At 71.6% G+C, this 26574-nt stretch carries 23 protein-coding genes; 14 read left to right on the top strand and 9 right to left on the bottom strand.

What is annotated here, in order from left to right; genetic code table 11:
* Window positions 1–113 precede the first annotated feature (113 nt).
* From ACIGYR_RS15465 to ACIGYR_RS15455, 3 genes are all read left to right on the top strand, one after another.
* Window positions 114–296: a hypothetical protein gene (locus ACIGYR_RS15465; RefSeq protein WP_399599432.1), complete on the top strand. Its 183-nt coding sequence runs from the start codon at window positions 114–116 to the stop codon at window positions 294–296.
* A 472-nt stretch (window positions 297–768) separates the two neighbouring features.
* On the top strand, window positions 769–2196 hold the full coding sequence (locus ACIGYR_RS15460; protein WP_399599429.1) for an alkaline phosphatase family protein: 1428 nt from the start codon (window positions 769–771) through the stop codon (window positions 2194–2196).
* Window positions 2197–2347: 151 nt separating this feature from the next.
* Complete coding sequence (locus tag ACIGYR_RS15455) at window positions 2348–2785, top strand: hypothetical protein (protein WP_399599426.1); 438 nt, start codon at window positions 2348–2350, stop codon at window positions 2783–2785.
* A gap of 121 nt (window positions 2786–2906) precedes the next feature.
* On the opposite strand, the gene ACIGYR_RS15450 is transcribed toward ACIGYR_RS15455, so the two are convergent.
* Window positions 2907–3557: a TetR/AcrR family transcriptional regulator gene (locus tag ACIGYR_RS15450; RefSeq protein ID WP_391842703.1), complete on the bottom strand. Its 651-nt coding sequence runs from the start codon at window positions 3555–3557 to the stop codon at window positions 2907–2909.
* Window positions 3558–3681: 124 nt separating this feature from the next.
* On the opposite strand from ACIGYR_RS15450, the gene ACIGYR_RS15445 reads away from it, so the two are divergent.
* The gene (locus ACIGYR_RS15445; RefSeq protein ID WP_399599422.1) at window positions 3682–4713 is read left to right on the top strand and encodes a medium chain dehydrogenase/reductase family protein; all 1032 of its coding nucleotides are present in this window, start codon (window positions 3682–3684) and stop codon (window positions 4711–4713) included.
* 173 nt (window positions 4714–4886) lie between these two features.
* Here ACIGYR_RS15445 and ACIGYR_RS15440 read toward each other — a convergent pair whose 3' ends face one another.
* The 3 genes from ACIGYR_RS15440 to ACIGYR_RS15430 form a co-directional block, all read right to left on the bottom strand.
* A complete protein-coding gene (locus tag ACIGYR_RS15440; protein ID WP_399599419.1) occupies window positions 4887–5801 on the bottom strand; it encodes a phenylalanine 4-monooxygenase in 915 nt (304 codons plus the stop codon).
* Window positions 5802–6128: 327 nt separating this feature from the next.
* Window positions 6129–7544, bottom strand: a complete 1416-nt coding sequence (locus ACIGYR_RS15435; protein WP_399599416.1) for an amidohydrolase family protein — start codon at window positions 7542–7544, stop codon at window positions 6129–6131.
* 136 nt (window positions 7545–7680) lie between these two features.
* The gene (locus ACIGYR_RS15430; protein ID WP_399599414.1) at window positions 7681–8613 is read right to left on the bottom strand and encodes a helix-turn-helix domain-containing protein; all 933 of its coding nucleotides are present in this window, start codon (window positions 8611–8613) and stop codon (window positions 7681–7683) included.
* A 183-nt stretch (window positions 8614–8796) separates the two neighbouring features.
* Here ACIGYR_RS15430 and ACIGYR_RS15425 point away from each other — a divergent pair, with 183 nt between their 5' ends.
* Window positions 8797–9000 carry a hypothetical protein gene (locus tag ACIGYR_RS15425; protein ID WP_399599411.1) on the top strand — a complete coding sequence of 68 codons (204 nt, stop codon included), beginning with the start codon at window positions 8797–8799 and terminating at the stop codon, window positions 8998–9000.
* Between the two features lie 277 nt (window positions 9001–9277).
* Window positions 9278–10429 (top strand): glutathione-independent formaldehyde dehydrogenase, encoded by a 1152-nt coding sequence (locus ACIGYR_RS15420; protein WP_391842717.1) that lies wholly within the window; start codon window positions 9278–9280, stop codon window positions 10427–10429.
* A 307-nt stretch (window positions 10430–10736) separates the two neighbouring features.
* On the opposite strand, the gene ACIGYR_RS15415 is transcribed toward ACIGYR_RS15420, so the two are convergent.
* From ACIGYR_RS15415 to ACIGYR_RS15405, 3 genes are all read right to left on the bottom strand, one after another.
* Window positions 10737–11696: a RimK family alpha-L-glutamate ligase gene (locus tag ACIGYR_RS15415; RefSeq protein WP_399599407.1), complete on the bottom strand. Its 960-nt coding sequence runs from the start codon at window positions 11694–11696 to the stop codon at window positions 10737–10739.
* Between the two features lie 141 nt (window positions 11697–11837).
* Window positions 11838–12587, bottom strand: a complete 750-nt coding sequence (locus tag ACIGYR_RS15410; RefSeq protein ID WP_399599404.1) for an alpha/beta fold hydrolase — start codon at window positions 12585–12587, stop codon at window positions 11838–11840.
* Between the two features lie 55 nt (window positions 12588–12642).
* Complete coding sequence (locus tag ACIGYR_RS15405) at window positions 12643–13158, bottom strand: TetR/AcrR family transcriptional regulator C-terminal domain-containing protein (RefSeq protein WP_399599401.1); 516 nt, start codon at window positions 13156–13158, stop codon at window positions 12643–12645.
* 669 nt (window positions 13159–13827) lie between these two features.
* Between ACIGYR_RS15405 and ACIGYR_RS15400 the strand changes: the two genes are divergently transcribed.
* The 4 genes from ACIGYR_RS15400 to ACIGYR_RS15385 all read left to right on the top strand — a co-directional run bounded on the left by ACIGYR_RS15400 (window position 13828) and on the right by ACIGYR_RS15385 (window position 19650).
* A complete protein-coding gene (locus tag ACIGYR_RS15400) occupies window positions 13828–15069 on the top strand; it encodes an MFS transporter (protein WP_399599399.1) in 1242 nt (413 codons plus the stop codon).
* A complete protein-coding gene (locus tag ACIGYR_RS15395; RefSeq protein WP_399599396.1) occupies window positions 15066–16907 on the top strand; it encodes an alpha/beta hydrolase family protein in 1842 nt (613 codons plus the stop codon). Before ACIGYR_RS15400 ends, ACIGYR_RS15395 begins: the two co-directional genes overlap by 4 nt.
* Before the next feature lie 141 nt (window positions 16908–17048).
* On the top strand, window positions 17049–18956 hold the full coding sequence (locus ACIGYR_RS15390) for a RiPP maturation radical SAM C-methyltransferase (protein WP_399599394.1): 1908 nt from the start codon (window positions 17049–17051) through the stop codon (window positions 18954–18956).
* A gap of 25 nt (window positions 18957–18981) precedes the next feature.
* Complete coding sequence (locus tag ACIGYR_RS15385; RefSeq protein ID WP_399599391.1) at window positions 18982–19650, top strand: DUF5825 family protein; 669 nt, start codon at window positions 18982–18984, stop codon at window positions 19648–19650.
* Window positions 19651–19766: 116 nt separating this feature from the next.
* Here ACIGYR_RS15385 and ACIGYR_RS15380 read toward each other — a convergent pair whose 3' ends face one another.
* A complete protein-coding gene (locus ACIGYR_RS15380) occupies window positions 19767–20057 on the bottom strand; it encodes a DUF6355 family natural product biosynthesis protein (protein ID WP_399599388.1) in 291 nt (96 codons plus the stop codon).
* 453 nt (window positions 20058–20510) lie between these two features.
* On the opposite strand from ACIGYR_RS15380, the gene ACIGYR_RS15375 reads away from it, so the two are divergent.
* The 4 genes from ACIGYR_RS15375 to ACIGYR_RS15360 all read left to right on the top strand — a co-directional run bounded on the left by ACIGYR_RS15375 (window position 20511) and on the right by ACIGYR_RS15360 (window position 25296).
* Window positions 20511–21065: a DoxX family protein gene (locus tag ACIGYR_RS15375; RefSeq protein ID WP_399599385.1), complete on the top strand. Its 555-nt coding sequence runs from the start codon at window positions 20511–20513 to the stop codon at window positions 21063–21065.
* 426 nt (window positions 21066–21491) lie between these two features.
* The gene (locus tag ACIGYR_RS15370) at window positions 21492–22661 is read left to right on the top strand and encodes a glutamate--cysteine ligase (RefSeq protein ID WP_399599382.1); all 1170 of its coding nucleotides are present in this window, start codon (window positions 21492–21494) and stop codon (window positions 22659–22661) included.
* A gap of 208 nt (window positions 22662–22869) precedes the next feature.
* Window positions 22870–24162, top strand: a complete 1293-nt coding sequence (locus tag ACIGYR_RS15365) for a ThuA domain-containing protein (RefSeq protein WP_399599380.1) — start codon at window positions 22870–22872, stop codon at window positions 24160–24162.
* Window positions 24163–24483: 321 nt separating this feature from the next.
* A complete protein-coding gene (locus ACIGYR_RS15360) occupies window positions 24484–25296 on the top strand; it encodes a maleylpyruvate isomerase family mycothiol-dependent enzyme (protein WP_399599377.1) in 813 nt (270 codons plus the stop codon).
* A 70-nt stretch (window positions 25297–25366) separates the two neighbouring features.
* Here the strand turns inward: ACIGYR_RS15360 and ACIGYR_RS15355 are convergent, their stop codons facing one another.
* The gene (locus ACIGYR_RS15355) at window positions 25367–26467 is read right to left on the bottom strand and encodes a PP2C family protein-serine/threonine phosphatase (protein WP_399600226.1); all 1101 of its coding nucleotides are present in this window, start codon (window positions 26465–26467) and stop codon (window positions 25367–25369) included.
* Window positions 26468–26574 lie beyond the last annotated feature (107 nt).

Genomic DNA, 26574 nt, shown 5'->3' with positions numbered 1-26574 from the left:
ATGCGGGCAAGCACCGGCCTACAAGCTCGCCCGGCAGTTCGCAGGCGGTCCACGTCCGCAAGCTCGCCGACAACAAGGGCGTCTCCGCCACGCGGATGCGAGGCTGCCGGCGAGTGCGCACCGCCTCGACCAGCGCACGTCCGGGCGACGGCGGTCAGCACGCCATCGCAACCGTGGCGGCCGCCAAGATTTCTCTCAAGCACGGCACCACACCAAGGGGCGTCCACGAGAACCGTCCCGAGGAGCTCCAGGAGACCGTCGCCGAACTCGGCGGATCAGACGGGCACATCGCCTGACCGCGCTCTGCCCCGCGTCTCGCCCACGTCGGTGCGCAGGGCGAAGCCCCTGCCGAGATGGTGAGGAACTCTGCGACAACCCGCCCCGACGCACCAACCGAGGCACTGACCTCCGCCGCCGAAGACGCCACTGTCCGGCCGGTCATACCGACCGGTGACGGCACCGCTTTCAGCGTCGGCCAAGACCTTGAAGAGCGTAGGACGGGCCATGACGACGGAAGGGCCGCACTCCCCGCGTGGCCGTCGCGATCCGTGCAGCAGCCGGCGTTTTCTCAACGGACGGCAACAACCAAGCGGCGAACGGGCATGGGATGTCACGGCTTGGTCAACCCCTTTCCGCGCGTTGGTCACCTGTTCACCGCCCCTGCCTGACGCGCCCCGACCTCACGGGCGAAGGTTGTCCGGTGGGCCCGTCCGATCGTCGGGTCGGCCGTCACTCCGGAGAGCTTCCCTCGCTCAAGAAGGGGCCAACATGGATGAGTTGACACGCCGTAGACTTCTGGGTTCCGCCGCGGGCGCGCTGGGGGGCGCCGCGGCCCTCTCCCTCCTCCCGCCGAGCGTCCAGAAGGCCGTCGCCGCAGGGCCGCCCCGGAGCGGCTCGCTGCGGGACATCGAGCACGTCGTCATGCTGATGCAGGAGAACCGGTCGTTCGACCACTACTTCGGCACCCTGTCAGGCGTCCGGGGATTCAACGACCCGCAAGCCCTCAGGCTCGACAACGGGCGCAGCGTCTTCTACCAGCCCGACGCCGTGAACCCCAGGGGCTACCTGCTGCCCTTCCACCTCGACACCCACAGGTCGAGCGCCCAGGCCATCCCGTCCACCAGCCACGCCTGGTCCGTGCAGCACCAGGCGTGGAACGGCGGCAAGATGGACCAGTGGCTGCCCGCGCACCGGAAGGCCGACGGCGCCAACGGTCCCTATGTGATGGGGTACTACACGCGCGAGGACATACCGTTCCAGTTCGCGCTCGCCGAGACCTTCACCATCTGCGACAACTACTTCTGCTCGGTGTTCGGCCCCACATGGCCCAACCGCCTGATGTGGATGACGGGCACGATCGACCCCGGCGGCACCCGGGGCGGCCCGATCATCAGCAACACCGCGCCCGCGCCGTACCGCTGGACGACGTACGCCGAACGGCTCCAGGCGGCCGGCATCAGCTGGAAGGTGTACCAGCAGGACGACGACTACGGCTGCAACATGCTGGAGCAGTTCGCCGCCTTCAAGAACGCGCAGCCCGGCTCCGACCTGTACGAGCGCGGCGTACGTCCGCAGCCGGAGGGCACCTTCGAGGACGACGCCCGCAATGACCGTCTGCCGGCCGTGAGCTGGATCATGCCGACGAGCCACCAGTCGGAGCACCCCGACTATCTCCCGGCGGCCGGCGCCGACTTCGTGGCGTCGAAGATCGAGGCGATCGCGGCGAACCCGAAGGTGTGGCGCAAGACCGCGTTCATCCTCAACTACGACGAGAACGACGGGCTGTTCGACCACGTGGTCCCGCCCACTGCGCCCGCCGGCACGGCGGACGAGTACATCAAGGGCCTGCCGATCGGTGGCGGCTTCCGTGTCCCGGCCATCATCATCTCGCCCTGGACCGTCGGCGGTTGGGTCGCTTCGGAAAGCTTCGACCACACGTCCGCCCTGCAGTTCCTGGAGCGGTTCACCGGGGTGGAGGAGCCGAACATCAGCGACTGGCGGCGTGCGACCTTCGGCGACCTCACCACCGCCTTCCGCTTCCGCGACTCCCGGCCTCGCGCGCCCCGGCTCCCCGATGACACGGCGGAGCAGCTGGAGAAGGCGCAGGAGGAGGTGGCGACGCTGCCGAAGCCGACGCTGCCGGGGGCGGACCAGACCTTCCCGCACCAGGAGCGCGGCCGCCGACCGCACGTGTGACACCTGTTGCCACCGCCCTGGCCCCCTGCGGTGGCACGGTCAACGCCGGTTCGCCGTCGGGCGGGTGGGTCCGGGCACCCAGGGTCCGTTCGCCCGGCCCCGCCCAACCTCCTACTGTAAGGAGCGATACGACGGCGAGGGGGCCAGGGACATGACCACATGGGGGCTAGTCATCGAGACGACCGTGGGTGCCGGGGACCGCAAGCACCTGGAGGCGTACGTGGTGGCGCACGTCATCGGCTCTCGTGCGGAGGCGCTCGCGGAGCTGGAACGGCGGGCGCGGAGCCACTCACCCGAGCACCCCAGAAGCCCCCGGCGCCGTCGGCTCCTGCGAAATGCCGACGGGTTCCTCCTCGTCATCGACGGAGTATGGCAGTCGTTCGTCACACGGTTCTCGGTGGCGGAACTGCTGGAGGACTCCGCCGCGCCCGAACCCGCGATGGAGGACTCCGCCGCGCCCGAACCTGTGGCGGAGGCGCAGACCGTGCCCGTCGCGCCGCCTCCCGAGCCCGTGGCGGAGGACGTCGATCGGTACGCGGACGGGGTACCGGTCAAGCCGGCCTGGCTGGGGCGCAGCGACCTGCCGTGAGCCGGGGGCCCAGCGGCCGGCGAGATCATCCCAGTTCGCCGCTGCTCCCCACGCCGCTGCTCCCGCCTCCCCGCTGCTCCGTGCAGCCGTCGCGCCGGGTGCCGCTGCCGCGCCGCCGTCGTCAGCTGCCCGCGACGGCCTCCGCCTCGGCGGTGTAGAGCTGGGCGGGGTCGAATTCCATGCCGGTGAAGTGGCCGGCGAGTTCGAGGGAGAGCACGCCGTGCAGCCGGCTCCAGAAGAGCAGGGCACGGCGCAGCGCCGACGGCGGCGCCGGGTGCTGCCGGGCCCAGACCCGGTGCTCCTCCAGGTGTGTCTCCAGCGCTGACGGCGGTGGGGCGGGGGGCCGTTCGGCGGTACAGGCGTCGAGCAGGACGGCCATGATCTCCGAGGTGATCCGGGTGGTGTCCGCGGGGGCGTGGTAGCCGGGCACGGGCGTGCCGTAGACGAGGAAGTACCGCTGGGGATCGTCCAGCGCCCACCCGCGCAGGGCCTGCGCCAGCCCGCCGAGGTCGGCGCCGGCCTCGGCCCGGGCGCGGAAGGTGTCGGCCAGGCTGCGGTAGGCGTCCTTGATGAGTTCGGTGATCAGTTCGTCGCGGTTGGCGAAGTACCGGTACAGGGCCGGGCCGCTCATCCCGATCTGTTTGGCGATGGCGTTGAGGGAGAGGGCGGATGCCCCGGCGGTGGCGATCTGCTCCCATGCGTGCTTCTTGATCTCCTCCCGCACCTGGGCGCGGTACCGCTCCCTGGGAGTGCTCGCATCCGGCGTGACCATGACCCGTCTCCCGCCCTCTCGCCCGCTGCTGGTTAGAAGGTATCACGAACGCTATTGACGGTCACGATGAAGTGAGTTACAACCTATAACGAAAGCGAGAGACTCTAGAGACAGGAGGGCGACCGTGAGCAGCGAACGCCTCGTTCAGGTGGTTCTGCCGGGCATCGTCGCGCCGGAGGACCTGCAGATCCGGCACGCGGCCGTGCCGGAGCCCGGCCAGGGACAGATCGTGATCGCCATGGAGGCGACCGGCGTCTCGTTCGCCGAACAGCAGATGCGCCGTGGCCGGTACTACGACCAGCCGCCGTTCCCCTTCGTGCCGGGTTACGACCTGGTGGGCCGGGTGTTCTCGACCGGCCCGGGAGTCGACCCGGGCCTGACCGGACGGCGCGTGGCCACGCTGCTCAAGGTCGGCGGCTGGGCCAGCCACGTCCTGGTCGACGCGCGGGACGCGGTCGAGGTCCCGGACGGCCTGACCGCGGCGGAGGCCGAGACGGTCGTGGTCAACGGCATCACCGCCTGGCAGATGCTGCACCGCACGGCCCGAGTGCGCGCCGGACAGACCGTGCTGGTGCACGGCGCCGGCGGCGGCGTGGGTTCCGTCCTGGTCCAACTCGCCCTTGCGGCAGGCGTGCAGGTGATCGGCACGGCCTCGCCCCGGCACCACGGCACGCTGCGCGAGCAGGGCGTCACCCCCGTCGACTACCGCGGCGGAGACGTACCGGCCCGGGTTCGGGAACTGGCCCCCGGTGGAGTGGACGCCGTCTTCGACCACGTCGGCGGTCGCAGCGTCGTCGACTCCTGGCACCTGCTCGCCCCCGGCGGCACCCTCGTCTCCTACGGCAGCGCCTCCACCCGCGACGACACCGGCTCCAAGCAGTGGCCCGTACTGAAGATCCTCGCCCGCACCTGGCTCTGGAACAGCCTGCCCAACGGCCGCCGCGCCCACTTCTACAACATCTGGGCCGGCCGGGCACTGAACAAGGACCGCTTCCGCGCCCGCCTGCGGAGCGACCTCACCGAGGTCTTCAGGGCAGTCGACCGCGGCGACGTCACCGCCCGCATCGCCGCCCGGCTGCCGCTCACCGAGGCCGCGAAGGCCCTGCGGCTGGCGGAGTCCGGCACCGTCACCGGCAAGGTCGTCCTGACTCCCTGACCCGCAAGCCCGCCGGCACCCACCCCGCAACCGACGGAGGAATCGCCATGTCCGCCACGCGCAACGCCGGTTGCCGCGCCGCCCTGTTGGCCGTCCCGCTCGTCGTCGCCTCTCTCGGCGCTGCCGTCGCACCGGCCGAGGCGGTAGGAAGCACGAACCGGCGGCAAAACGGGCTAGCGACCGTGATCCGGCTGACCGCCGACGGCGGAACCGGTGCTTTCCAGGGCGGGGCGTCGGCGCGGCTCACTGTCGTCGTCGAGTCCCTCCAGGAACCCGGCCAGGGTGTCGGCGACCTCGTCGAGAGAGCGCGCGCTGAAGAGGACCGGCTGGTATCCGCGGATGTCGTAAGGGGTGGCGAGCATGGCGTCGACGTCCAGCGGCCGGATGCGGGCCGCCGGCAACCGGCTGATCTCCCCGAAGGAGGAGAGCAGGGCCGCGCCGTACGCCTTCGGTGTGCCGTTCTCGTCGAGGACGCCGTACTCCAGGGTGAACCAGTACACGTCACTGATCATCTGCAGGACGTCCTCGCGCCGGACCCGCATCGCCGCCCGCCCGATCAGGCGGTAGATGTCGGCGAAGGCCGGCGAGGAGAGGTGGATTCCGTGGCCGAAGACGTCATGGATGACGTCGGGCTCGGGGGTGAACAGCGGTACGGCAGGATGGCGGACGAACTGTACGGCGTGGAAGTAGCCGTCGGCCATCGATCCCAGGAACCGCTTGTTCTCGACCACTCCCCCGGCGAGAGTGAATGCGAAGCCCGTCAGACGGCGCAGCCGCGCGCCTACCTCGGCGTGCTGCGGGATGTGGTCCGCGGGTACCGGGGCGTGGTCTCTGGCGTCGAGTGCGGCGCGGCACGCATACTCTCCCTGGGCTCTCCACAGTGCCCGGTGCACGGTGCGCCAGGTTCTCTCCTCGCTCGCGACGTAGTCCACCGGCGGGTACGGATCGCCGACCCGGCGACCGCGGGCAAGTGCCGCGATCGCCCTTCGCCGGGGCAGATAGTCCGGATCGCTGAGCCCGGGGTGTTCGGCAGCCGAGCCGAGTCGGCCGTCGGCCGCTACGGGCGTTCGCGCCTGGGTGCCGCTCATGAACCGATCATTCCTTCCCGGCCCTGGCGTCTCAGGTGGCAACCGGTCGAACCGGAAGCTGTGGTGCCAGTGGCGCCGGCCTCGTCGGCCGGCGCGCTGACCGGCCCGAAGCTGGTGGCACCGGACGATCCGCGGGGTCCGACTCCTGCGGGACCTTTCATGGCCAGTGTCCGAGCAGCGCCGCCCGTCGGCCACCGGACCGCTGCGGCGTACACGGTCGGCGCTTCGAGCGTCACCCTGGGTGTCCGACAGCAGGGACGGCGCCGGCCGAGCACGTCCCAGCCGTCTCCACGACCGGCGAACCGGCGGCGACATGACGCGGGACGCTCAGACGGCGGAGGTGGTGAGCACGTACTCGCGCGAGGCGCGGACTTCTTCGCGCAGCGCGGGCAGGTCCACGTCGAGGACACGGCCGTTCCACTTGCGGGGCTCGCCGTTCACGAGGACGGCACTGATGTTGCGGGCGTCGGAGCCGAGTACGACGGTGCCGATCGGGTCGTTGAGCGGCATGTTGTTGAGGTCCTCGGCCCGGATGACCAGCAGGTCGGCCTTCTTGCCCGGGGTGAGTGAGCCGGTGACGGCGGCCAGGCCGTTGGTGCGGGCGCCCTGGAGGGTGGCGAAGTCGAGGACGTCGTGGGTGGTGATGCGGGAGGGCTGCCGACCGGTGCCGTGGACGGCGTTGACCGCCCGCATCCGCTGGATGGTGTGCAGGGCTCGCATCTGCGTGAACATGTCGCTGGCCAGGGCGACTTCGACGTCGATGCTCAGGCCGGGGCGGATGCCGGCGGACAGGGCCTCGTCGACGGCGGGAATGGCGGTCTCCAGGCCGATCTGTGCGTCGGAGGTAGGGGCGAGCGCCACCGTGGTGCCGGTGTCCCCCATCGTCTTCCATGCCTCGAAGGTCAGTCCGGTGCAGTGGATGAGGGTGACGTCGGGGCCGAGGATGCCGTCCTCGGCCCAGCGCAGGACCGCCTCGGAGCCGGGGGTGCCGAATACGGCGTCCACGCTCACGCCGATTCCCATGTCTCCTGCCGCTCGGGCGAGTTCGGGGCCGTAGGCGAGCGCCGGCCCGGCGATCTCGTCGGTGGCCAGGGTCGCCAGGCGCAGGGTCAGCAGCTGATCGTCACTGCTGAAGTACCGGTCCTTGATACGGGCCAGATCGCCCGGCCACTGCTGGTCCCAGTCACCGAAGTGCGGGCCCATGGAGGCGTGCACGCCACGGATGCCGGCGTCGCGGAGGGCCTCGATCGCGGCGTCGGAGTGCTCGCGGGTGCGGGAGTTGTGGGAGAAGTCGAGCATGGTCGTGATGCCGCTGTCGATCGCGGTCAGTGCGGCCAGTCTGGTGCCGATGGACATGTCCTCGGGCCGGTAGACCGTGGCGTAGCCGGCCAGGGTGGCCATGACGTAGCCGCCGAGGTCGTCGACGTCCGGCATGATCCGGCGCAACTGGGCCTCCCAGGCGTGCCGGTGGGTGTCGACGAAGCCGGGGCTGAGGATCGTGCCGGTGGCGTCGACGACCACGGCGTCGCCGGGACTGAGACGGGGCCCGACGGCAGTGATCGAGTCGCCCTCGACGAGCAGGTCGCCGTGGTCGATGACGCCGAGGTCGGGGTCCATGGTGACGATGGTCGCGCCGGTGAACAGGATGCGCCGCCGGTCGGCGGGGCGGCGCCGGAGCTGTTCGAGGACGGCTGCGCCGGTGGTGTCGTCGACGGCGGCGTCAGTGGTTTCGTTGACGTTCACGAGGGTCTTCTCTCCGTACGCCGGCAGGGGTGAGTGGTGGGCTGCGGGGAGCGCGCCGGGCTGCTCCGCCTACAGCCTCGGCCCCCACCGTCACGGCAACCAGGTCGCCGTTACCCCGGGTGCCGCGCACCCAGGATCAGGAGGTTGCCCGGCGTGCGGCCCCGGATCCGGTCGGCCGGCCCGGGCGGCCACCGTCGCGACCACTGAGCACCCAGCGGGGCTCGTGCCGGTCGGTCAGGGTGGAATCACCGCGGTAAGCGTGGGTACGGAGTTGCGCGAAGGCAGCCGCGGCGGGACCGGCCGGCTCGGCCTGGTAGACGACCAGTTGCTGATGCGGGGCGTCGTTGACCGTGAAGGCCGAGAAGTGGATCTCCAGCGCGCCCACCGTGGGGTGTCGCAGGTTCTTCACCTGCCGCGTCTTGCTCCTCACCTCGTGCCGTGCCCACAGTTCGGCGAACTCCGGGCTCTTCGCGCCGAGCGTGCCGACGACCTCGGTGATCCGTGGGGAGCCGGGGTCGTGTCCGTAGGCCGCGCGGAGTTCGGCGACGCAGGAGTTCGCCGCCGCCTCCCAGTCCTGGTAGAAGCGGCGCCCGGCCGGATCGAGGAAGGCCATGCGGGCCAGGTTGTCGAACCGCTGGAATCCGCTGTGCAGGGCCGCGGCGAGCGTGTTGTGCGCCAGGACGTCCAGAGCGGGTCCGAGGACCAAAGCGGGTGTGCCGGGCCAGGTGTCGAGCAGTCGGAGGAGCTGGGGACTGACCCGGTCGTGACCCTCGGGAAGGCGGCGGCGCTCATGCGGTGCCCGGGTCAGTCTGCGCAGATGGCCGTGCGCCTGGGCGTCGAGCCGGAGGGCACCGGCGACCGCGTCGATCACCTGCGGCGACGGGCAGGTCTCTCGTCCCTGTTCCAGGCGCGTGTAGTAGTCGGCGCTCACGCCGGCGAGCAGGGCGACCTCCTCGCGACGCAGCCCCGGTACCCGCCGGCGGCCGTGCTCCGGCAGGTCCACGTCCTGCGGCTTGAGGGCTTCGCGCCGTGCTCTGAGGAATTCGCCCAAGGGAGTGCTGCCGCTCATGGCCCCAACCTAGTAGAGCCGCATGGGAGCTTGGCCTCACCCCTCCAGGCACGCACCTCATGAGGGCCGTGACATGTGGGCGTGCCGCTGATGCGCGGGTCGGAAATCAGCGTGTCCGGGGCCGCCCTCGGTGGTGTGGTGTCCCGGTGGCATCGAAAATCGAACACATGATTGAATTCGGTCATGAGCGCGATTCCCGACGACCTCGCCCGAGCTCAGCGCGAGTGGCAGGCGACCTACCGGCGGCTCGCCGCGCAGCCGCGCACCGCGCTGCGGCGGCGGCTCATCCGGCTGTCCTCCCAGGTGCTGTTCCACCCGTACTGGCAGGGCCGCCGCACGGGGGCCTGGCCCGCGCTGCACAGCGCGGGCCGGCGGGGAGGGCACTGACGGCGAGCCGGCGGAGGACGTCCCGGCCGGCACCCCGCTCAGCGCCCCGCACCCCCGGCCGGCACCCCGCGCCCCGGCATGGCTCCGCGCGGAGGGCCTCCCCGGCACCGAGGACGGGCGAGGAGGTTGCACCTCGGGACGTGCGGGCGTTACCTGGAAGTACCGGCGGTGAAGCGAGCGCACAGGCCACGGCACAGTCCGAGGGCCTCTTACGTGTGGCCTCGGCAGCGGCCTGTCCTCGCTGCCGTCTCCAGCGCTCGACGCGGAGGTGACACAGGTGAAAGCCGTTGTCTACGAGAGGCCCTTCAGCGTCACGGTGAAGGACGTCGACGATCCGCAGATCCAGCACCCCAACGACGTGCTCGTCCGGGTCACGTCGTCCGCGATCTGCGGGTCCGACCTGCACATGTACGAGGGGCGCACGGCGGCCGAGCCGGGCATCGTCTTCGGTCACGAGAACCTCGGAGTCATCGAGGAGACCGGCAGCGGCGTGGCCTCGCTCTCCGTGGGAGACCGCGTCGTGATGCCCTTCAACGTCGCGTGCGGATTCTGCAAGAACTGCCTCGCCGGGGAGACGGGATTCTGCCTGACGGTCAATCCCGGATTCGCCGGCGGGGCCTACGGATATGTCGCCATGGGCCCGTACAAGGGCGGCCAGGCGGAGCGGCTGCGAGTGCCCTTCGCCGACTTCAACTGTCTGAAGCTGCCGCCGGGAGAGGAGTTCGAGACCGACTTCGTGCTGCTCGCCGACATCTTCCCGACCGGGTACCACGGCTGCGAGCTCGCCCAGGTCTCGCCCGGCGAGACCGTGGCCGTCTACGGTGCCGGACCGGTGGGCCTGATGGCCGCCTATTCGGCGTTGCTGCGTGGCGCGGCGAAGGTGTTCTCGGTCGACCGGGTGCCCGAGCGACTCGCCAAGGCGGAGGAGATCGGGGCCGTCCCCATCGACTTCACCAAGGGAGATCCGGCCGAGCAGATCAAGGAACACATGAAGGGGGAAGGAACCGACAAGGGTGTGGACGCCGTCGGGTACCAGGCCCAGGCACACGACACCAGCCACGAGGAACCCGCCATCGTCCTCAACGAGCTGGTCGAGACGGTGCGGGCGACCGGCAGGCTCGGCATACCGGGTCTGTACGTACCCTCCGACCCGGGCGGTCCCGATGAACACGCCAAGCACGGCCAGCTCCTGGTCTCGATCGGCAGGATGTTCGAGAAGGGCCAGAAGATGGGCACCGGCCAGTGCAACGTCAAGCGGTACAACCGCCAGCTGCGCGACATGATCATGGCCGGCCGCGCCACGCCCAGCTTCGTGGTCTCCCATGAGCTGCCGCTGGACCAGGCACCGCAGGCGTACGAGAAGTTCGACAAACGGATCGAGGGCTACACCAAGGTCGTCCTGCATCCCGGTCACGCCCTCGCCGCGTAGACCACTGCCCCGGACAACCGCGAGCAGGACGCGGTGGTCCAGAGCCCCCGCGCGGGCGACATCGGCACCATCGTGCATGGTCCGGTGGCGCGGGGGCTCGTCCATCGCCTCGGCCGTCGAGTGTGCCGTCCGGCTCTGCGCGCTGTCGGCGGTGGCCCCGGGTACATGGTCGGACTCTCCCGGCGCGGGGGAAGGCCCTGTGCGGCCCCCGGCCGCGATCGGTCAGACGCGGGGGAGGTCCGTCGGCCACGAAAGCGCCCGGCTGACCTCGGGACTCACCCGCGCGAACCGGCCCGGGTACGGCCCCCTACGGCCGGCCTGGCTCGGCGCCGTCACGGGCGGACAGGCGACGGGCGATGGAGGCTGTGACGGCGGGGACGACCGCGCTCATCTCCGGACGCCAGCCCGGTACGGCGTTGACCTCGCAGATGGTGTAGGTGTCCGGGGAGGCGAACAGCAGGTCCACCCCGGCGATGTCGAGGCCCAGGGCGCGAGCCGCCCGCACCGCCAGTTCCTCCGCCTGCGGATAGCGGCCCGTGCACAGGGTGGCGGAGCCGCCCTTGGCGATGTTGGCGGCGAGGGTGCCGTTGCGGGAGGTGTGCAGCACGGCGTCCACCGGTGTGCCGTCGACCACGACCACCCGCAGGGTGCGGCCGTGCGAATGCGCCACGTGCTCCTGGAAGAGAAACGGCGTGTCCTGCGTGAGGCTGCCGGCCACCTCCCGGAGCAGGTGCGGGTCGGGGGCGAGGAAGACCTGGCCGCCCTTGGCGCCGCTGACCGACTTCACCACGCACGGCGTGGCCAGGTGCGGGCTGCGGACGACGCCTTCCAGGGGGGCGGTGGCGTAGGAGAGGGTGTCGGGCACCGGCAGCCCGGCCAGGGCGAGTTCCTGCACCTGCCAGATCTTGTTCCGGGACTTGAGCTGGGCGTCGACCGTGTTGACGAGGGTGCTGCCCATACGCGTGAGGTGCCGGAGCAGGGTCACCTCGCGGTCGCTGTGCATGGGCCCGGCCACCTGGCGTACGCACACCACCTCGGGAGCGGGCAGCTCCGCGCCGCCCAGGGTGTGGAGGGTCAGCCGTCCGCCCCGGACGCCGAAGAGCAGCTCGTCGGTGTGCCAGATCGCGAAGCGGGGACCATGGGCTTCGGTGAGCGCTGCCGCCAGTTCTCGAGTGGACCGGCGCAGGACGGTCGGCCGCTGCCGGACCAGCATCCACACATCGGCGGGTGCCGGGGTGCCCGGCAGGGCTTGGTGCTGTTCGACCAACTCCGGCTCCTCGCCTCTTCGCCGCCCACCATCCGCGGGCCTCCGGCGGAGCCAGTCTCGCAGTTCGGTGATCGTGGTGTCACCGTCGGTAGCCCATGACGCCCCGGGCACGGGGAGGTGCCGGTGACCGGGCCGGTACACCTAGTCCGCCAGAAAGGCGGCCAGTGCCCGCGCCGTCTCCTCGGGTGCTTCGACCTGCGGATAGTGGCCGACGCCGTGCAGTACGGTGAAGGCGGCGCGGGGGCGTCGGCGGCGGAGGCGGTCCAGGACGTGGGCTCCGCTGACCGGGTCCTCGGGTCCCCAGACGAACAGGAGCGGGCCCTCGTACTGTTCGAGGGAACCGGTCCAGCGGTGGAAGTGCATGCGGCGATCGTCGATGTAGCGGAGGAGGCGCGGGGCCAGCTGATGGCCGTTCGCGCGGGCGACGGACGTCCACATGTCGTGCAGAACCTCGTCCGGGACGGGTCTGCCCAGGACGCCGCGCAGGTTCGCGGTGAATCTCCGCTCGTCGGTGAGACGGGCCAGCAGCGGGCCCATGCGGCTGTGCAGGAGGCGCTGCATCAGGACCGGGCGATGGAGGTCGGCGTAGAGGCCGCCGTTCAGCAGAGCGGTGCGGGTGATGCGGCCCGGGTCACGGGCCAGCAGCTCCTGGGCGACGGAGACGCCGTAGTCGTGGGCGACCAGCGCGGTCTCACCGATACCCAGATGCAGCCAGACGGCCTCGACCAGGTCGGCCTGCTCATGGATGGAGTAGCGGTGGCGGGGCGGCTTGTCGCTCTGCCCGAATCCGAGCAGATCGACAGTGGTCACCCGGCATCCGGCCGCGACCAGGTACGGGACGGTCGCCGCCCAGTCGTGTGAGGAGGTGGGGAAGCCGTGCACGAGGGTCACGGGTCTGCCGTCACCGTCCTGACGGACGAAGAGACGGCGATCCAGTCGGCACGATTCATCGAGGGTCTCCAGCACCGTTGAGCAGGGCGGTCAGACCGAAGCCGAACTCCTGGTCTGCGTCAGGGAGGTTGAGCGGTTCGGCGAGCTCGCGGACCAGCGGGTACTGCGGCAGTCCCGCGAACAGTTCCGCCATCGCGGTTCGCTCCCCGGCGCCGCGCGCCGCACCTCCGGTGCCCAGCACCGCGGTGCCGATCACGAAGTGCGCGACCGTCAGGTAGATGTGGACCGCCCGCGACGGTTCCCATCCGGCCCGGATCAGCAGGCCGAGCCCGAATTCCCGGCCCCGTAGGGCGTTGGGCCCGAGCAGCTGGCCCATGGTCAGCAGCGGCACGATCGCGGGATGCGTGAGCAGCACCCGTCTGAACTCCCGGGCGGCCTGTTCCAGATCGGCCCGCCACCCTTCGCCGGTCGCCCGCGGCACCACCTCGCCCAGCACATGGTCGACGAGTTCCACCAGCAATTCGTCCCTGCTGGCCACGTGCCGGTACAGCGAGGTGTGCCGTACCCCCATCTCTCGGCCACCCTGCGCATGGTGAGCGCCGCGAGTCCTTCGGCGTCGGCGATCTCCAGCGCCACCTGGGTGATCCGCCTCAGCTCGAGTCCGCCCGCGCGCGGTCGCTGCCGTCCGCGTGCCGCGTACCGCGCCCGCCACCATTCCGCCGACCCCGCCGACCCCACTGATCTCGCTGACCCCGCCTGCACACCGTCACTATGCGTCCAGTGGACGCATATCGCAAGCTCCCCCGGCCGGGTCGCCGTCGGACCCCGGACCAGGACCGGTCCGCTACCGCACGGCGCCCGATCCGGTCCGGGTGCGCCGGGTCGACAGGGATCGAGGGGAGACGGCGAACGTTCTCGGTCGAAAGCGACGCCCCGCCGGCGCCCCCGCGTCGCCGGCGGTCACCCCGTCCTCCCCGCGCACGCATCCCGCCCTCCCGGGCGGGGCGCAGACCTTGGCGGGCGTTTTCGCTGGCGGAAAAGGGGCTCCATTTCGCCCTCACACGGAAGGATCAGCTCTGTTTGCGCCTGTGCCCGGCGCTGTGCCGCTCGCCACCTCACGATGCGAATCCAGCCATGCCCCTCCGGCTCTTGTGACGCCTCTTCGGGCCCGCCTAGGATCCCGCTCACTTCGCTCCCGCCACACTTCCTGCACAATTTCGCCACACCGGTGAGGTGCTTCGTGGAACGGCCAGCGTCAACCGCACGACCGTCCCGCCACCGGGCGGAATCACCTGACTTCCGGCTCCTGTGGTGGGCCGGCGCAGCAGACGGGGTCGGCAGCCAGGCCGCCGGTACCGTCCTTCCGCTGCTCCTGCTGGGACTGGGCAACTCGCCCCAGACCGTCGGCCTGATCGCCGGTGCCTCCACCGCCGTCGGCCTCCTCCTCGGCCCACTCGTCGCCGTGCCCGCCGACCGGGGCGCCCGCAAGCACGTGATGGCCGGGTCCGCGACCGTCTCCGCGCTCGCCATGGGCTGCGTGAGCCTCGCCCTGACCGCCGGACGTCCACCGCTGGGCCTGATCATCGCCGCCGTCCTGGTCGAGCGGCTGGCGACCGCCTGTTTCGAGGCGGCGGCGCGCGGGACGGTCGCGCTGATCTGCCCGGGACCCGAGCAGCCCCGGGCCATCGCCCGGCTCACCGCCGCCGACCAGGGTGCGCTGATCGCCGGCCCGGCGCTGGGCGGCGTCCTCTACCAGGCCGCCCGCGCACTGCCGTTCCTCGCCGACACCCTCTCCTACGTCGTCAGCGCCCTGTGTGTCTGCGCCATGCGCGCGGACCTCACCGCGCCGACGCCGCCGCAGCACGGCGAGGGAGTGCTGAGGGAAGGCGCGGCCGGGCTGCGGCTGGTGCGCTCCTCGCCGCTGCTGCGGCTGGTCCTGGTGTGGAGCACCACCGTCAACGCGGTCGTGGTGGCGCTGTACTACGAAGCCGTCTTCACCCTCCAGCGGGACGGCCACTCCGGCGCCGCGCTGGGGGCGATCCTCGCCCTCTCGGGCGCCGCCGGGCTGACGGGCGCGCTCGCCGCCCCGAGAGTGGCCAGGCGTGCCGGTGCGCCCCGGGTCGTGACCGGCGTGACCTGGCTGCTCGTCCCGCTCGCCGCCGCGCTCGCCGTCGTCACGGACGCGTGGGCCTACGGGCTGCTGTTCAGCCTGCTGTGCCTGCTGATGCCGCTGGCCTCCGTCGTGCTCCAGGCCCGGGCCCTGCAGGCCACCGCTCCCGCTCTGCAGGCCCGTACCGGCGCCGTCCTGGCCACCGCGACCACGGGTGCCGCGGCGCTGGCTCCCGTCCTCGCCGGCGCCCTCGCCGACCGGGTCTCGCCCACCGCGCCCGCGGTCTCGTGCGGTGTGCTGCTGGGCCTGCTCGCCGCCCACAGCTCCCGGCGGCCGGTGCGCGGCGTCCTCGCGGTGAAGGTCTCCGGATGAGCGGCGGCTACCAGGTGTACCGGGCGGCCCTGCCGGAAGTGTGCGCCGCGGACCCGGCAAAGATGGTCTTCACCGCCGACGCCGAGGGCCGTTGCGAGGTGTTCGCCTGGGACGCCGCCGCCCGTCGCGCCCGACAGGTCACCCGGCGCCCGCTGGGCACCCTGCACGGTGCCATCGACCGGGACGCGCACGTGTGGTGGTTCGACGAGGACGAACGCGGCCGGGGGTGCTGGCGGTTCCAGCCCTTCGCCGGCGGCCCCGACCGGCCCGGGCTGACCGGCGCCCCGCCCGGGCTTCCCCGGGGGCTGGCGGTGAGCGACCACGGCACCGTCGCCGTCGCGGCCGAGGACGGCGACGCCACCATCGTCCACGTGGGCCCGCGCGGCGGCACGGGACGATCGGTGGCCCGGATCCCGGGCCACGTCTCCCTCACCGGCATCACGCCCGGCGGCCGGCTGCTCGCCCTCGCCGACGCGCACGCCGTCACCGTGCTCACCAGCGAGGGTGCCGTACGGGCCGTCCTTCCCGGCGGCGGCGACGCGGGCCGGCTGTGGTCCCTGGGCTTCGCCCCCGCCGGTGCGGAACTCCTTCTCGTCCGCGCGTCCGAGGACCGTTACGTCCTGGCCTCCTGGCGGCCCGCCACCGGGCCGGCCCGCCACGACTGGTGCGCCTTCGACACGGAGATCACGGCCCGCTGGGACGGCGACGGCCGGTCCGTCCTGGTACGCCAGGACCGCCACGGCCGCTCCACCCTGCACCGCGCCGACCTCACGGCGCGTACGCTCACCGCCGTCCCCACCCCGCCGGGCACCGTGCTGGACGCCGCCACCCGGCCCGGGGGCGACCTGCACTACCTCTGGACGGCCACCGGCCATCCGCCCCGGCTGTGTTCCACCCGGGGCACCGCCCTGCCCGTACTGCCCACGCTGCCCGACCGGTTCCCCGGCATCCACCGGGATGTGTGGACGCCGGGGCCGGACGGGCCCGTGCACACCCTGCTCAGCCTGCCCGACGAACCGCGCGGTCCGGTCCCGGCGGTGTTCCTGGTGCACGGCGGCCCCGCCGACCACGACCGGGACGCCTACGACGGCGTCGTCCACTCCCTGGTCGCCTCCGGTTTCGCCGTCGCCCGCGTCAACTACCGCGGTTCCACCGGGTACGGGCCGCGCTGGCGGCGCGCCTTCCGGGACGGGGTCGGACTCACCCAGGTCGAGGACCTCACGTCGGTGCGCGCCGACCTCGTCGCCCGCCGGCTGATCCGCGCGGACGCCGTGGGCCTGTGGGGCACCTCCTGGGGCGGCTACCTGGTCCTGCTCGCCCTCGGCACCCGCCCCGGCCTGTGGCAGGCGGGGGTCGCGGTCAAGCCGGTCGCCGACTGCGTGGCCGCCCACCGCACCACCACCGCCGCGCTGCGCGCCTTGGACGAGCGGCTCTTCGGCGGCACGCCCGAGGAGGTCCCCGGGCGGTACGCGCACAGCTCACCCATCCAGTACGCCGCCGCGGTGCGTGCCCCGCTGCTGGTCGCGGCGGCCAGGCATGACGCCAAATGCCCGCCCGGTCAGATCCGCGGCTATCTCGCCGCGCTGCGCGCCGCCGGCGTCCGGCACGAAGCGCTGTGGCTCGACTCCGGCCACGACGGCTACGACGGCGGCGACCACGTCACCGTGATGCGCCGTGCGGTGGTCTTCCTCGACCGGGAACTGCGCGGCCCGGCACGCCGCGACCCCCAGACGCCCCGCTCCGCCCGGAGCGGGGAGCACCACACCGCCGTACACACCAGGGAGAGGAGAACGACCCATGCAGAAGGACATCATCCACAACGACCCGCTCGCGGGTGACGAGGAGAACCGCAAGCCGAGCGTCGGCATCACCGTCACCGTCCCGTTCCGCAACGCCGAGGACGCGGAAGAGGACTGACCCTGGCCGGCCGGCCCGGTGTCACACCGGGCCGGCCGGTTCCCGACATCCGAGGAGCCGACATGCGTGTCCTGCTGGTCAACATGCCCTGGTCGCCCATCGACCTGCCGTCCCTCGCGCTGGGAATCCTCAAACGGAGCGTGGACGAACGCGTGCCCGGCGCCGAGGCCGAGGTCCTGCACGCCAACCTCGAATTCACCGACTGGATCACCGCCCGTACCGAGTTCACCGGCGACGACTACGAGTACTACGCCCTTTCCTCCTATTTCATGGGCTGCGGCGACTGGGTGTTCTCCTCGGCCCTCTACGACGATCCGCACTGGCGCGAGGAGGAGTTCACCGCGGTGATGCGCGGGAAGCTCAAGAAGTCGCGCATGACCATGACCCACGCGCTGCACCAAGTGGTCCCGGAGTTCGTCGACGAGATCGCCCGGCGGATCGTCGCGTACGGGCCCGACGTCGTCGGTTTCACCTCGACCTTCCAGCAGAACGTCGCGGCGCTCGCCGCCGCCCGGCGGGTCAAGCGGCTCGCCCCGCACATCGTCACGGTCCTGGGCGGGGCCAACTGTGACGGAGCGCAGGGCGCCGCCGTGCACCGCAACTTCCCCTTCGTCGACCACGTCGTGCGAGGCGAGGGCGAGGCGGCCTTCCCGCAGTTGCTCACCGCCCTCACCGACGGCTCGGACCTCGCCGAGGTGCCCGGCCTGTGCCACCGGGGCCCCGACGGGCAGAGCGTGGCCCATCCGATGGCCACCCGTCCGCTGCCGCCCGCCGCGATCCTGCCGCCCGACTACAGCGGCTACTTCGAGCGTCTCGCGTCGTCCGCCGCCCGTCACTGGGTCGAGCCCAAGCTGGTCGTCGAGGGCGCCCGCGGCTGCTGGTGGGGCGAGAAGCACCACTGCACCTTCTGCGGACTCAACGGCTCCTTCATGGAGTTCCGCTCCAAGAGCCCGGACACCTTCTACCAGGAGATCATCGAACTGGCCCGGCGCCACCGGGTGCTGGACATGTACGTCGTCGACAACATCCTCGACATGGGCTACCTGACGACCGTGCTGCCCCGGATCATCGACAGCGGGTACGACCTGCGCCTGCACATCGAGATCAAGGCCAACATGCGCCGCCCCCAGCTCCGTACCCTCGCCGAAGCGGGGATGATCTACGTCCAGCCGGGCATCGAATCGCTCAACCACCGGGTCCTGGACCTGATGGACAAGGGCGTCAGCGGCTGCCAGAACGTCCGGATGCTCCGCGACGGAGCCGAGACCGGCCTGTCGGTCGCCTGGAACTACCTGCACGGCTTCCCCGGCGAGACCGACCAGGACTACGAGCCGGTCGTGGCCCAGATCCCGGCGCTGGAACACCTCGACCCGCCGGTCGACCTGTCGGCCCGGATCGCCATCGAACGCTTCAGCCCCTACTTCGAGCGCCCCGAACTGGGCTTCACGGGCCTCAGGCCCGAGGAGCACTACCGCTTCACCTACGACCTGCCGGAAACGGAGTTGTACGACCTCGCGTACGTCTTCGAGGCACCGGCGCGGGGCATCGGCGAACCGGCCGTCTCCGCACTGAACGACGCCCTGGCCGCATGGAAGAAGCACCACGCGGACGCCCGGCTGACCCAAACGGATCTGGGCGACCGGATCGTCCTGGTCTCCCGGCGCCGCGCCTTCGACTGGCGGACGACCGAGCTGACCGACCCCTTCGAGCTGGCCGCCTTCCGCCTGCTCGACCAGCCGCACAGCGTCGCCGCCCTCTCCCGCAAGGCCGCGGGCAAGGCACCCGCAGCCGCCCGCGACGAGGCCGCCGTGCAGCGGCTCCTCGACCTCTGGGTCTCGCTCGGGATCGTCTTCACCGACGGCGGCCAGTACGTGCACATCGCCCCGGCCGCCGTCAACGAGGACCTGCTGCGGCTCGACTTCATGCGTCACACCCACGCGGCACAGCCCGCCGAGCCCGTCCACGCGTGACCGCGTCCCGAGGAGGAGTACGCCCATGAGCACGTCGAGCACCATGAGCCCGCCCACGGTCCTCGCCTGGCGCGACTACGATCCCGCCGCCTGCGAACTCCCCGGCATGTTCCTGGGCGAACTCGCCCTTCCCGGACCGCTGGAAGGGGAGAGCGAGCGGCTCTGGCAGCTCGGCGCGCGGCGCGTACGGCTGGCCGCGGCAGTGGACCTCGGCGCCGGTGCGAGCGCCGAGCGGGCGGCCGATGCGGTGGCCGCGCTGAGCCTGGTGCGTGACCTGACCGCGCGAGCCGTCCTCGTCGAGTGGGACCTGTGTCTCCCCCCGGCACCGGCCGATGCCTGGCAGGTCCTCAGCCACCTCCAGCCGCCCCGGCGCATCGAGGGGCCCGCCGGAGCCGACGACACACTGCGCGCCTGGCGGCAGGGCCATTACCTGTGCAAGTGCCTGTGGCGGAAGGGACCGGGCTTCGTCCAGATCCGGGACCGCCGCTGGGGGGAACTGCGCCGGTTCACCGCCGACGAGCCGCACTACGAGCAGACGATCGAGCGACTGGCGTACGGAGCACCCGCCGACTCCGTGCCGGCGGCCGTCCTCGACGATTTCCGCGGCGCGCAGCTCGTCCTGGACGTCGGCCCGCTCGCCTGGTGGCTGCCGTACCGGATCAGCCGCTGGCTCCAGGAACCGATGACCATCTGACGGCGGACCCTCGCCCGCCGTCCGAGCCGACGCCCGATCACGGCGGTCGGCGCGCCGACCGGAGCCGGCCTTGTCGTCAGGGCGCCCCCGGTCGGCTACGGACGACGCGCTGTGTGTCAGCAGGTGCGGCCCACATAGTAGGCGCCCTGGATCTTGTCGGCGGAGCCCAGCCAGGTCCGGCCCGGGCCCACGCAACGCTCGTAGTCGGGCGCCAGGGCGACCTCGACCTTGATGACCACGTGGGAGCCGTCGGAGGTGCAGTGGTTGTAGTAGGCGTCGGAGCCGGTCTCGTAGAAACCGCACGGATCGGCGGCCGCCGGGGTCGCGGTGGCGGTGCCGGCACCGAGGAGGGCAAGCGCGAGGGAGACGGAACCGAAGGCACTGGTCAGCAGACGACGAACAGGCACAGCGAACTCCTCGTGAGGCGGGGGAAAGGAACGGTGCCGGGACAGCGACGTGGCCGCTCGGCCGGGCACGCGCCCATGATCACGGTTCCCGGTCGCCCGAGCCGCCGCCTGCCCGCCGTTTTCACCCGCCGAATCATTTCCTCGCTACGCCGAACGGATCACCAGCCTGGACGCGCGTGTGCGAGTGAGGTACGGCAACGCCCGCACCGCGCCGAGGCCGATCCGAAGCGCTGCCGCTTGGAACAGCGTCGCGATATCGACGGCCGGGCGTGCTTCGCCGAGGTCGTCAGCCCATGACGCCGCCGATGTGCGGACTCGCTGCTGTTGCGGAAGCATCGGAAGAGAGGTACGCACACAGCGGCGGCGCGCGGACGGACGCACCGCCGACCGGCGGACCGGCGCCTTTCCAGGCTGGGGGAAACGCACGTTTCTGCGTCCGCACTGGAGTTTCACATGGCGAAGCACGACACGGGTTGGTCTTCGGCCTCCCCGCAGCAGCCGGCCCGGCGGACCCCTGAGCGGTGGGTGACCGCCGGTGACTGCGGGCTGCTGCTCCTGAGGCTGACCTTCGGACTGTTCATGGCCGGACACGGCGCACAGAAGCTGTTCGGGCTGTTCGGCGGGCCAGGTCTGACCGCCACCGGCAAGGGATTCGGCGCCCTTGGCTACCACCCGGGGAAGCTCTTCGCACTGATCGGCGGGCTTTCCGAGTTCCTCGGCGGCCTGGGCCTGGCCGTCGGGCTGTTCACGCCGCTCGCTGCCGCCGCCCTGATCGGCGTGATGATCAACGCCATGGTCACCGTCACGGGTGCGCACGGCCTGTGGGAAACGGACGGTGGTGTGGAGTACAGCGTCGCCATCGCCGTCGTCGCCATCGCCGTCGCCGCCATCGGCCCCGGCCGGCTGGCCCTCGACCGGTTCTTCCGCTGGGGCGACGGGGGCTGGGTCGAAGCCGCCTTCGCCCTCGGCCTGGGCGGCATCGCCGCCGGGCTCTCCCTGGGCCTGTGACGCGCCGACGACGCATGACGATGCGGCCCGCCGAGGTGAGCCGCACCCCGTCCCGTCGTCGCTCCACGCCGTCGTCGATCATGTCCCCGGTCCTCATCCGACTTTCGGCCATGAGGAGCCCTTCTCCCCGGGAGCACCGTTGGTCCGCCCCGTCCCACGCGCTGTCCGCGAACAGCTGCCGGACCTGCGTCTGCGCGTATCCGGGCCGGTGCTCGTGGGACGGCCGAAGAGGTCACCGACGGCAGGCGCGCGCCGATGGTGACCGGGTACCCGCTTGCCGGGCCTGCGGCGCGGGACGAGCATTCTCCCACCCGCTGTTCGACAGTCGGTGGCCGATGCCCCCGAGTGCGACAGTAGTGATCGCGGGCCGCGCAGAGCCCGCGGCACGTGGATGCCGGTGCCCCGTGTCTTCCGAAAGGGCTGGACGTGCCAGAGCCGCTTGATGCCGTGACCCCTGCCGCCGCCGGTACGCCCCTGTCCCCGGCCGAGGTGACCGCACCGCCGACGGTCGGAGTGGAGGAAGAGTTCGTCCTCGCCGAACGGCACACCAGGGAGGTGGTGTTCCGCGCCCCTTCGGTGGTGCGTGCGGCGGGCGGACACATCGGCGCGCCGCATGTCACCGCCGAGGTCTCGCAGGCCCAGGTGGAGACCGTCAGCGCGGTGTGCCGCACCGCCGCCGAACTGGAGGCGGAGATCGTGCGATTACGTAGCGGCGCGGCCACGGCCGCGGCCGAGTACGACTGCTTACTGGTACCCACCGGCACCCCGGTCCTCGGCAGACCCGGCCCCCCGCCCGTCGTGGACAAGCCGCGCTACCTCGCCTTCGCACGCCGCTTCGGACCTCTGATCCAGGACCAGGGAGTGAACTCCTGTCACGTGCACGTCGGCGTGGCCGATCGCGAGGAAGCCGTACGGGCGGTCAACCACCTGCGGGGCTGGATGCCCTTGCTGCTGGCGATCACCGGCAATTCTCCCTTCAGTGACGGGACGGACACCGGATACGCGAGCTGGCGCTCCATGGTGTGGAGCCGGTGGCCCTCGGCGGGCCCTCCGCCCTACCTGCGGGGCGTGGCGCACTACGAACGGATCGTCGGCCAACTCGTGGCCACGGGAGCGCTGATGGACCCGGCGATGACCTACTGGCACGTCCGGCCCTCACCGCGCCTGCCGACCATCGAGGTGCGCGTCGCCGACGTCATGCCCGAGGCCGCGACCACCACCGCCTACGCGCTCCTCGTCCGCGCCCTCGTCAGCAGCGCCGTGGACGCGGTACGTGCCGGTGAGCCCGCGCCCGAGGTCCTCGATCCGCTGCTGCGGGCGGCGTGCTGGCAGGCCGCGCGGCACGGGACCTCCGGCACCCTGCCCGCCACCCACACCCGCGACTGCACCCCCACGGCCGTCGGCCGGCTGGTCGAGGAACTGTGGAAGCGGGTCGAGCCGTGGCTCAGCAGCTACGGCGACGACCGATGTGTGAGCGACTGGCTCACCGATGTCCTGCACCGGGGAAGCGGCTCAGCCCGGCAGCGGCGGATCGCTGAACGTCACGGAGGCCGTCTCCAGGCCGTCGTCGACGCGCTCGCCGTCGAACCTCCGTGAACCTTCAGCGCTTCAAGAACTCAACTCATCCGATGGCCAAGGGCGTTCGCTGACGTCACCTCTTGACGGGTCTGGTCCGGACCTTTAAGTTCACGGGCCAGCAGCTTCTACACATGCGCCTGGCAGTCATGTGTGTGAACACTTCGTTCACGCCCCTCCCCTCCCCCCACCCGGCCCCTCCCCGGACCGGTCAAGAAGGGAACATCGGATGCGACAGATGAGATCCGGTACGGCACGCGTCCCGCTGTGGCTGGCCTTCCTTCTGGCAATGCTGGTGAGTCTCGTGGCGCAGCCTCCCGCCCAGGCCGCGCCGGCCGCAGAGCCGTTCAGGGTGCTGGCGCTGTACAACGGCACCTGGGACGCCGCCCACATCAGCTTCGTGCACGAGGCCAACACCTGGTTCCCTCAGCAGGCAGCCGCCAACGGCTTCACCTACACCGCCAGCAACAACTGGGATCTGCTCGCCAACGGTGGTGTGAACGGCTACCAGGTCGTGCTCTTCCTCGACGATCTGCCGCAGTCGGCCGCCCAGCGAGCGGGCTTCGAGCAGTACATGCGCAACGGCGGCGCGTGGATGGGCTTCCACGTGTCGGCCTTCACCACCGACGCGCAGAGCTGGCCGTGGTACCACAACCAGTTCCTGGGCAGCGGGAACTTCCGGTCGAACACCTGGGGGCCGACCACGGCCGTCCTCCGGGTGGAGGACCGCACGCACCCGGCGACGCGGAACCTGCCCGCCACCTTCACCTCATCCGTCAGTGAGTGGTACAGCTGGTCCAACGACCTGCGCCAGAACCCCGACATCAAGATCCTGGCCTCCGTCGATGCCGGCAGCTTCCCGCTCGGCACCGACCCCGGCCAGACCTGGTACAGCGGCTACTACCCGATCCTGTGGACGAACACCAAGTACCGGATGCTGTACGCGAACTTCGGCCACAACGCGATGAACTACGACACCAATACGGCGCTGTCCTCCACGTTCGCCAGCGCGACGCAGAACCGGTTCGTCCTGGACGGGCTGAAGTGGCTGGGCGGGCAGTCGTCCTCCCAGCCGCCCTCGGACGGCATCTCCGAGACCTCCTGGTACACCGTGCGCAACAAGGGAAACGGATCGTGCGTCGACGCCCGCGCGGCCGGCACGGCCAACGGGACCGTCGTCCAGCAGTACGGCTGCAACTCCACCACGGCACAGCAGTTCCAGTTCCGGGCCACCGACAGCGGCTACCTGCGCATCACCAACCGCGGCAACGCGCAGCAGGTCATCGACGTGGTCGACCGCTCCACAGCCGACAACGCGCCCCTGCAGCTGTGGTCCTACGCCGGGGGCACCAACCAGCAGTGGCTGCCGGTACGGGAGGCCGACGGCCAGTACCGCTTCTCCGCCCGGCACAGCGGAAAGTGTCTGACCGCGTCCGGCGCCGCCAGCGACGGCGTCCAGCTCACCCAGCGGACCTGCGACGGCTCCGCCGCCCAGAGTTTCCAGCTGACGGCACAGCCCTGACCCCTGCCGACGGCTCGGCCCTGCCCCCTGCCCCTTGCCCCTTGCCCCTTGCCCCTTGCCCCTTGCCCCTTGCCCCTTGCCCCTTGCCCCTTGCCCCTTGCCCCTTGCCGACGGTCGGCGGCTCGGCGACCCGTGCCGTCGACTCGGACCTGCCCCCTGCCCCCTGTCGTCGGCTCTCCCCAGCCCCCTGCCGTCGGCCGGCCCGATGTCGTGTCCGCCCGAGAGCGGCGGACACGACACGTCGATTTGCCTTGGAGTGGACTCCAGCCTCCACACTGATCCCGACGGAGATCCGTGCCGAGGACAGAACGGCGGCAGCAGATGGCAACGACGAGCGGTGCGGGGCATCCCCTGCCGTACGACACCTACCGTGAGGCGATCGAGCGGGAGACCCGCCGCTTCGCCGAGACGGTGAGCGGCGCCGACCCCACGGGGGCCGTGCCCGCCTGCCCCGACTGGACGCTCGCCGATCTCACCCGGCACGTGGGAGCGCTGCAGCGCTGGTTCTGCACGCTGCTGACGCGGCGTGTGCAGGAGCCTCCGCGCAGCCGCGATGTGGAGCTGGGTCTGCCCGCGCATGTGCGGGCCTACGCCGACTGGGTCGCGGCCGGGGTGCCCGAAGTGTCGGCCGTGCTGCGGGACACGGATCCCCATGCGGCGATGTGGGCCTGGGGCGAGGACCAGCATGCGCGGTTCTGGGCCCGCCGGATGCTCTTCGAGACGCTGGTGCACCGGGTGGACGCGGAGCGCGCCGTCGGCCGGGAGACGGACGTCGACCCCGCCCTGGCGGCGGACGGCGTGGACGAGTTCCTCGTCAATCTCCCCTACGCCGGGCTCTTCGCTCCCGGCGTGAGCCGGCTGCGCGGCGACGGCGAGACCATCGCGTTCCGGTGCGCGGATACCGGCGGCGCCACCGGCGAGGAGTGGCGGATGCGGCTGGACCCGGACGGTTTCCGGCTGCTGGCGCACACCGACGGCGACACGGCGTCCCGGCCGGACACGGTGACGGTGCACGGGCGGGCAGCCGATCTCCTGCTGCTGCTCTACGGGCGGCGGTCGTACCAGGAGCCCGACTTCGACGTGTCGGGAGAGGCCGCGGTTCTCGACCGCTGGTTCGCCCACACGGCCTTCTGATCCGACGGGGAATGCTCCGCACCCGCTGGGAGCCGCGCGCGGCCGGGCCCGGACCTCGCTGCCCGCCGGCTCATCCGGCCGGTGACGAAGGCGGTACGTGCCGCTGGTCGGAGGGGCGGCGGACGGCGAGCGCCGCGATGTCGTCCTGCAGACGATTGCCGCTGTAGTCCAGCAGGTCGTGATGGAGGCGTTCGAGGAGTCCCTGGGGCGGGAGGGACCACCAGGAACGGAGGCGCTGGAGCAGCGGGTAGAAGGAGCCGCCCGAGTCACGCGTCTCCGTGATGCCGTCCGTGTACAGCAGGAGCTGGTCGCCGGGACGGAAGGCATAGCTCTCGACGTGGTACGGCTCCCCGACCAGCACGCCGAGGTTCAAAGGCGGAGCCGAACGCCCGCTGTCCAGTTCCCGCACCTCGCCCGCGCGGAGGAGGACCGGGGGCGGATGACCGCAGTTGACGACGCGGATCAGCGGGGCCTCGACGGGGATCTCCACGAAGACGGCGGTGACGAACCGTTCGCCCACCTCGCTTCCGCCCAGTTGCGTGGCCCTGCGGCTCATGCTCGTCTCGACCCGGTCGACCAGGGCGGGCAGGGCGGGCTCGTCGTGCGCCGCCTCGCGGAACGCGCCGAGCAGGGCAGCGGCGGTCTCCACCGCGAGCAGGCCCTTGCCACGGACGTCACCGATCAGCAGCCGGACCCCGTACGGGGTGGGGACGGCCTCGTAGAGGTCGCCACCGATGCGGGCCTCCGCGGCGGCGGACAGGTAGAGGCTCTCCAGGAGGAGATCGCCGATGCGGTGGGGAACCGGTCTGAGCAGGACCCGCTGGGCGATGTCGGCCACGAAGCGCACGTCGGCCAGCGTGCGCTCCCGGTGGGTGCGGTGCGCGGCCAGGACGGTGCCCAGGACGCCCACCAGAGCGGTACAGATGTAGGCGGCCACGTAGTGGCGTTCCCAGAGGTAGCCGACCGGACGGCCCGCACAGCACGGGGTTCCGGCCAGGACGCCTTCCATGAGGATCGCCAACACCGTGGCGCCGGCGACCACGACGGGTCCGTGGGCGAACGCGGTCACCAGGGGCAGGGCGATCAGCACGAAGCTCACCGGCCATTGCACGGGCGTCACGGGCTCCAGCAGCAGCACGGCCGCGACATACAGCACCGGCAGCCAGCGCATCCACGCGGGCGGCGCCGGCAACCGCGTCCGCGCACCGGCGCCGCTCTCCGGCTCTCGACCGGTATGTCCGGACTTCGGCATACGTGGTCTTCGCACACGGACTCCTG

This window comes from Streptomyces sp. NPDC053076, assembly GCF_044546845.1.
Lineage (GTDB): Bacteria > Actinomycetota > Actinomycetes > Streptomycetales > Streptomycetaceae > Streptomyces.
Note: the sequence above shows the minus strand (reverse complement) of the source record. Positions and strands in the feature narration are given on the sequence as shown.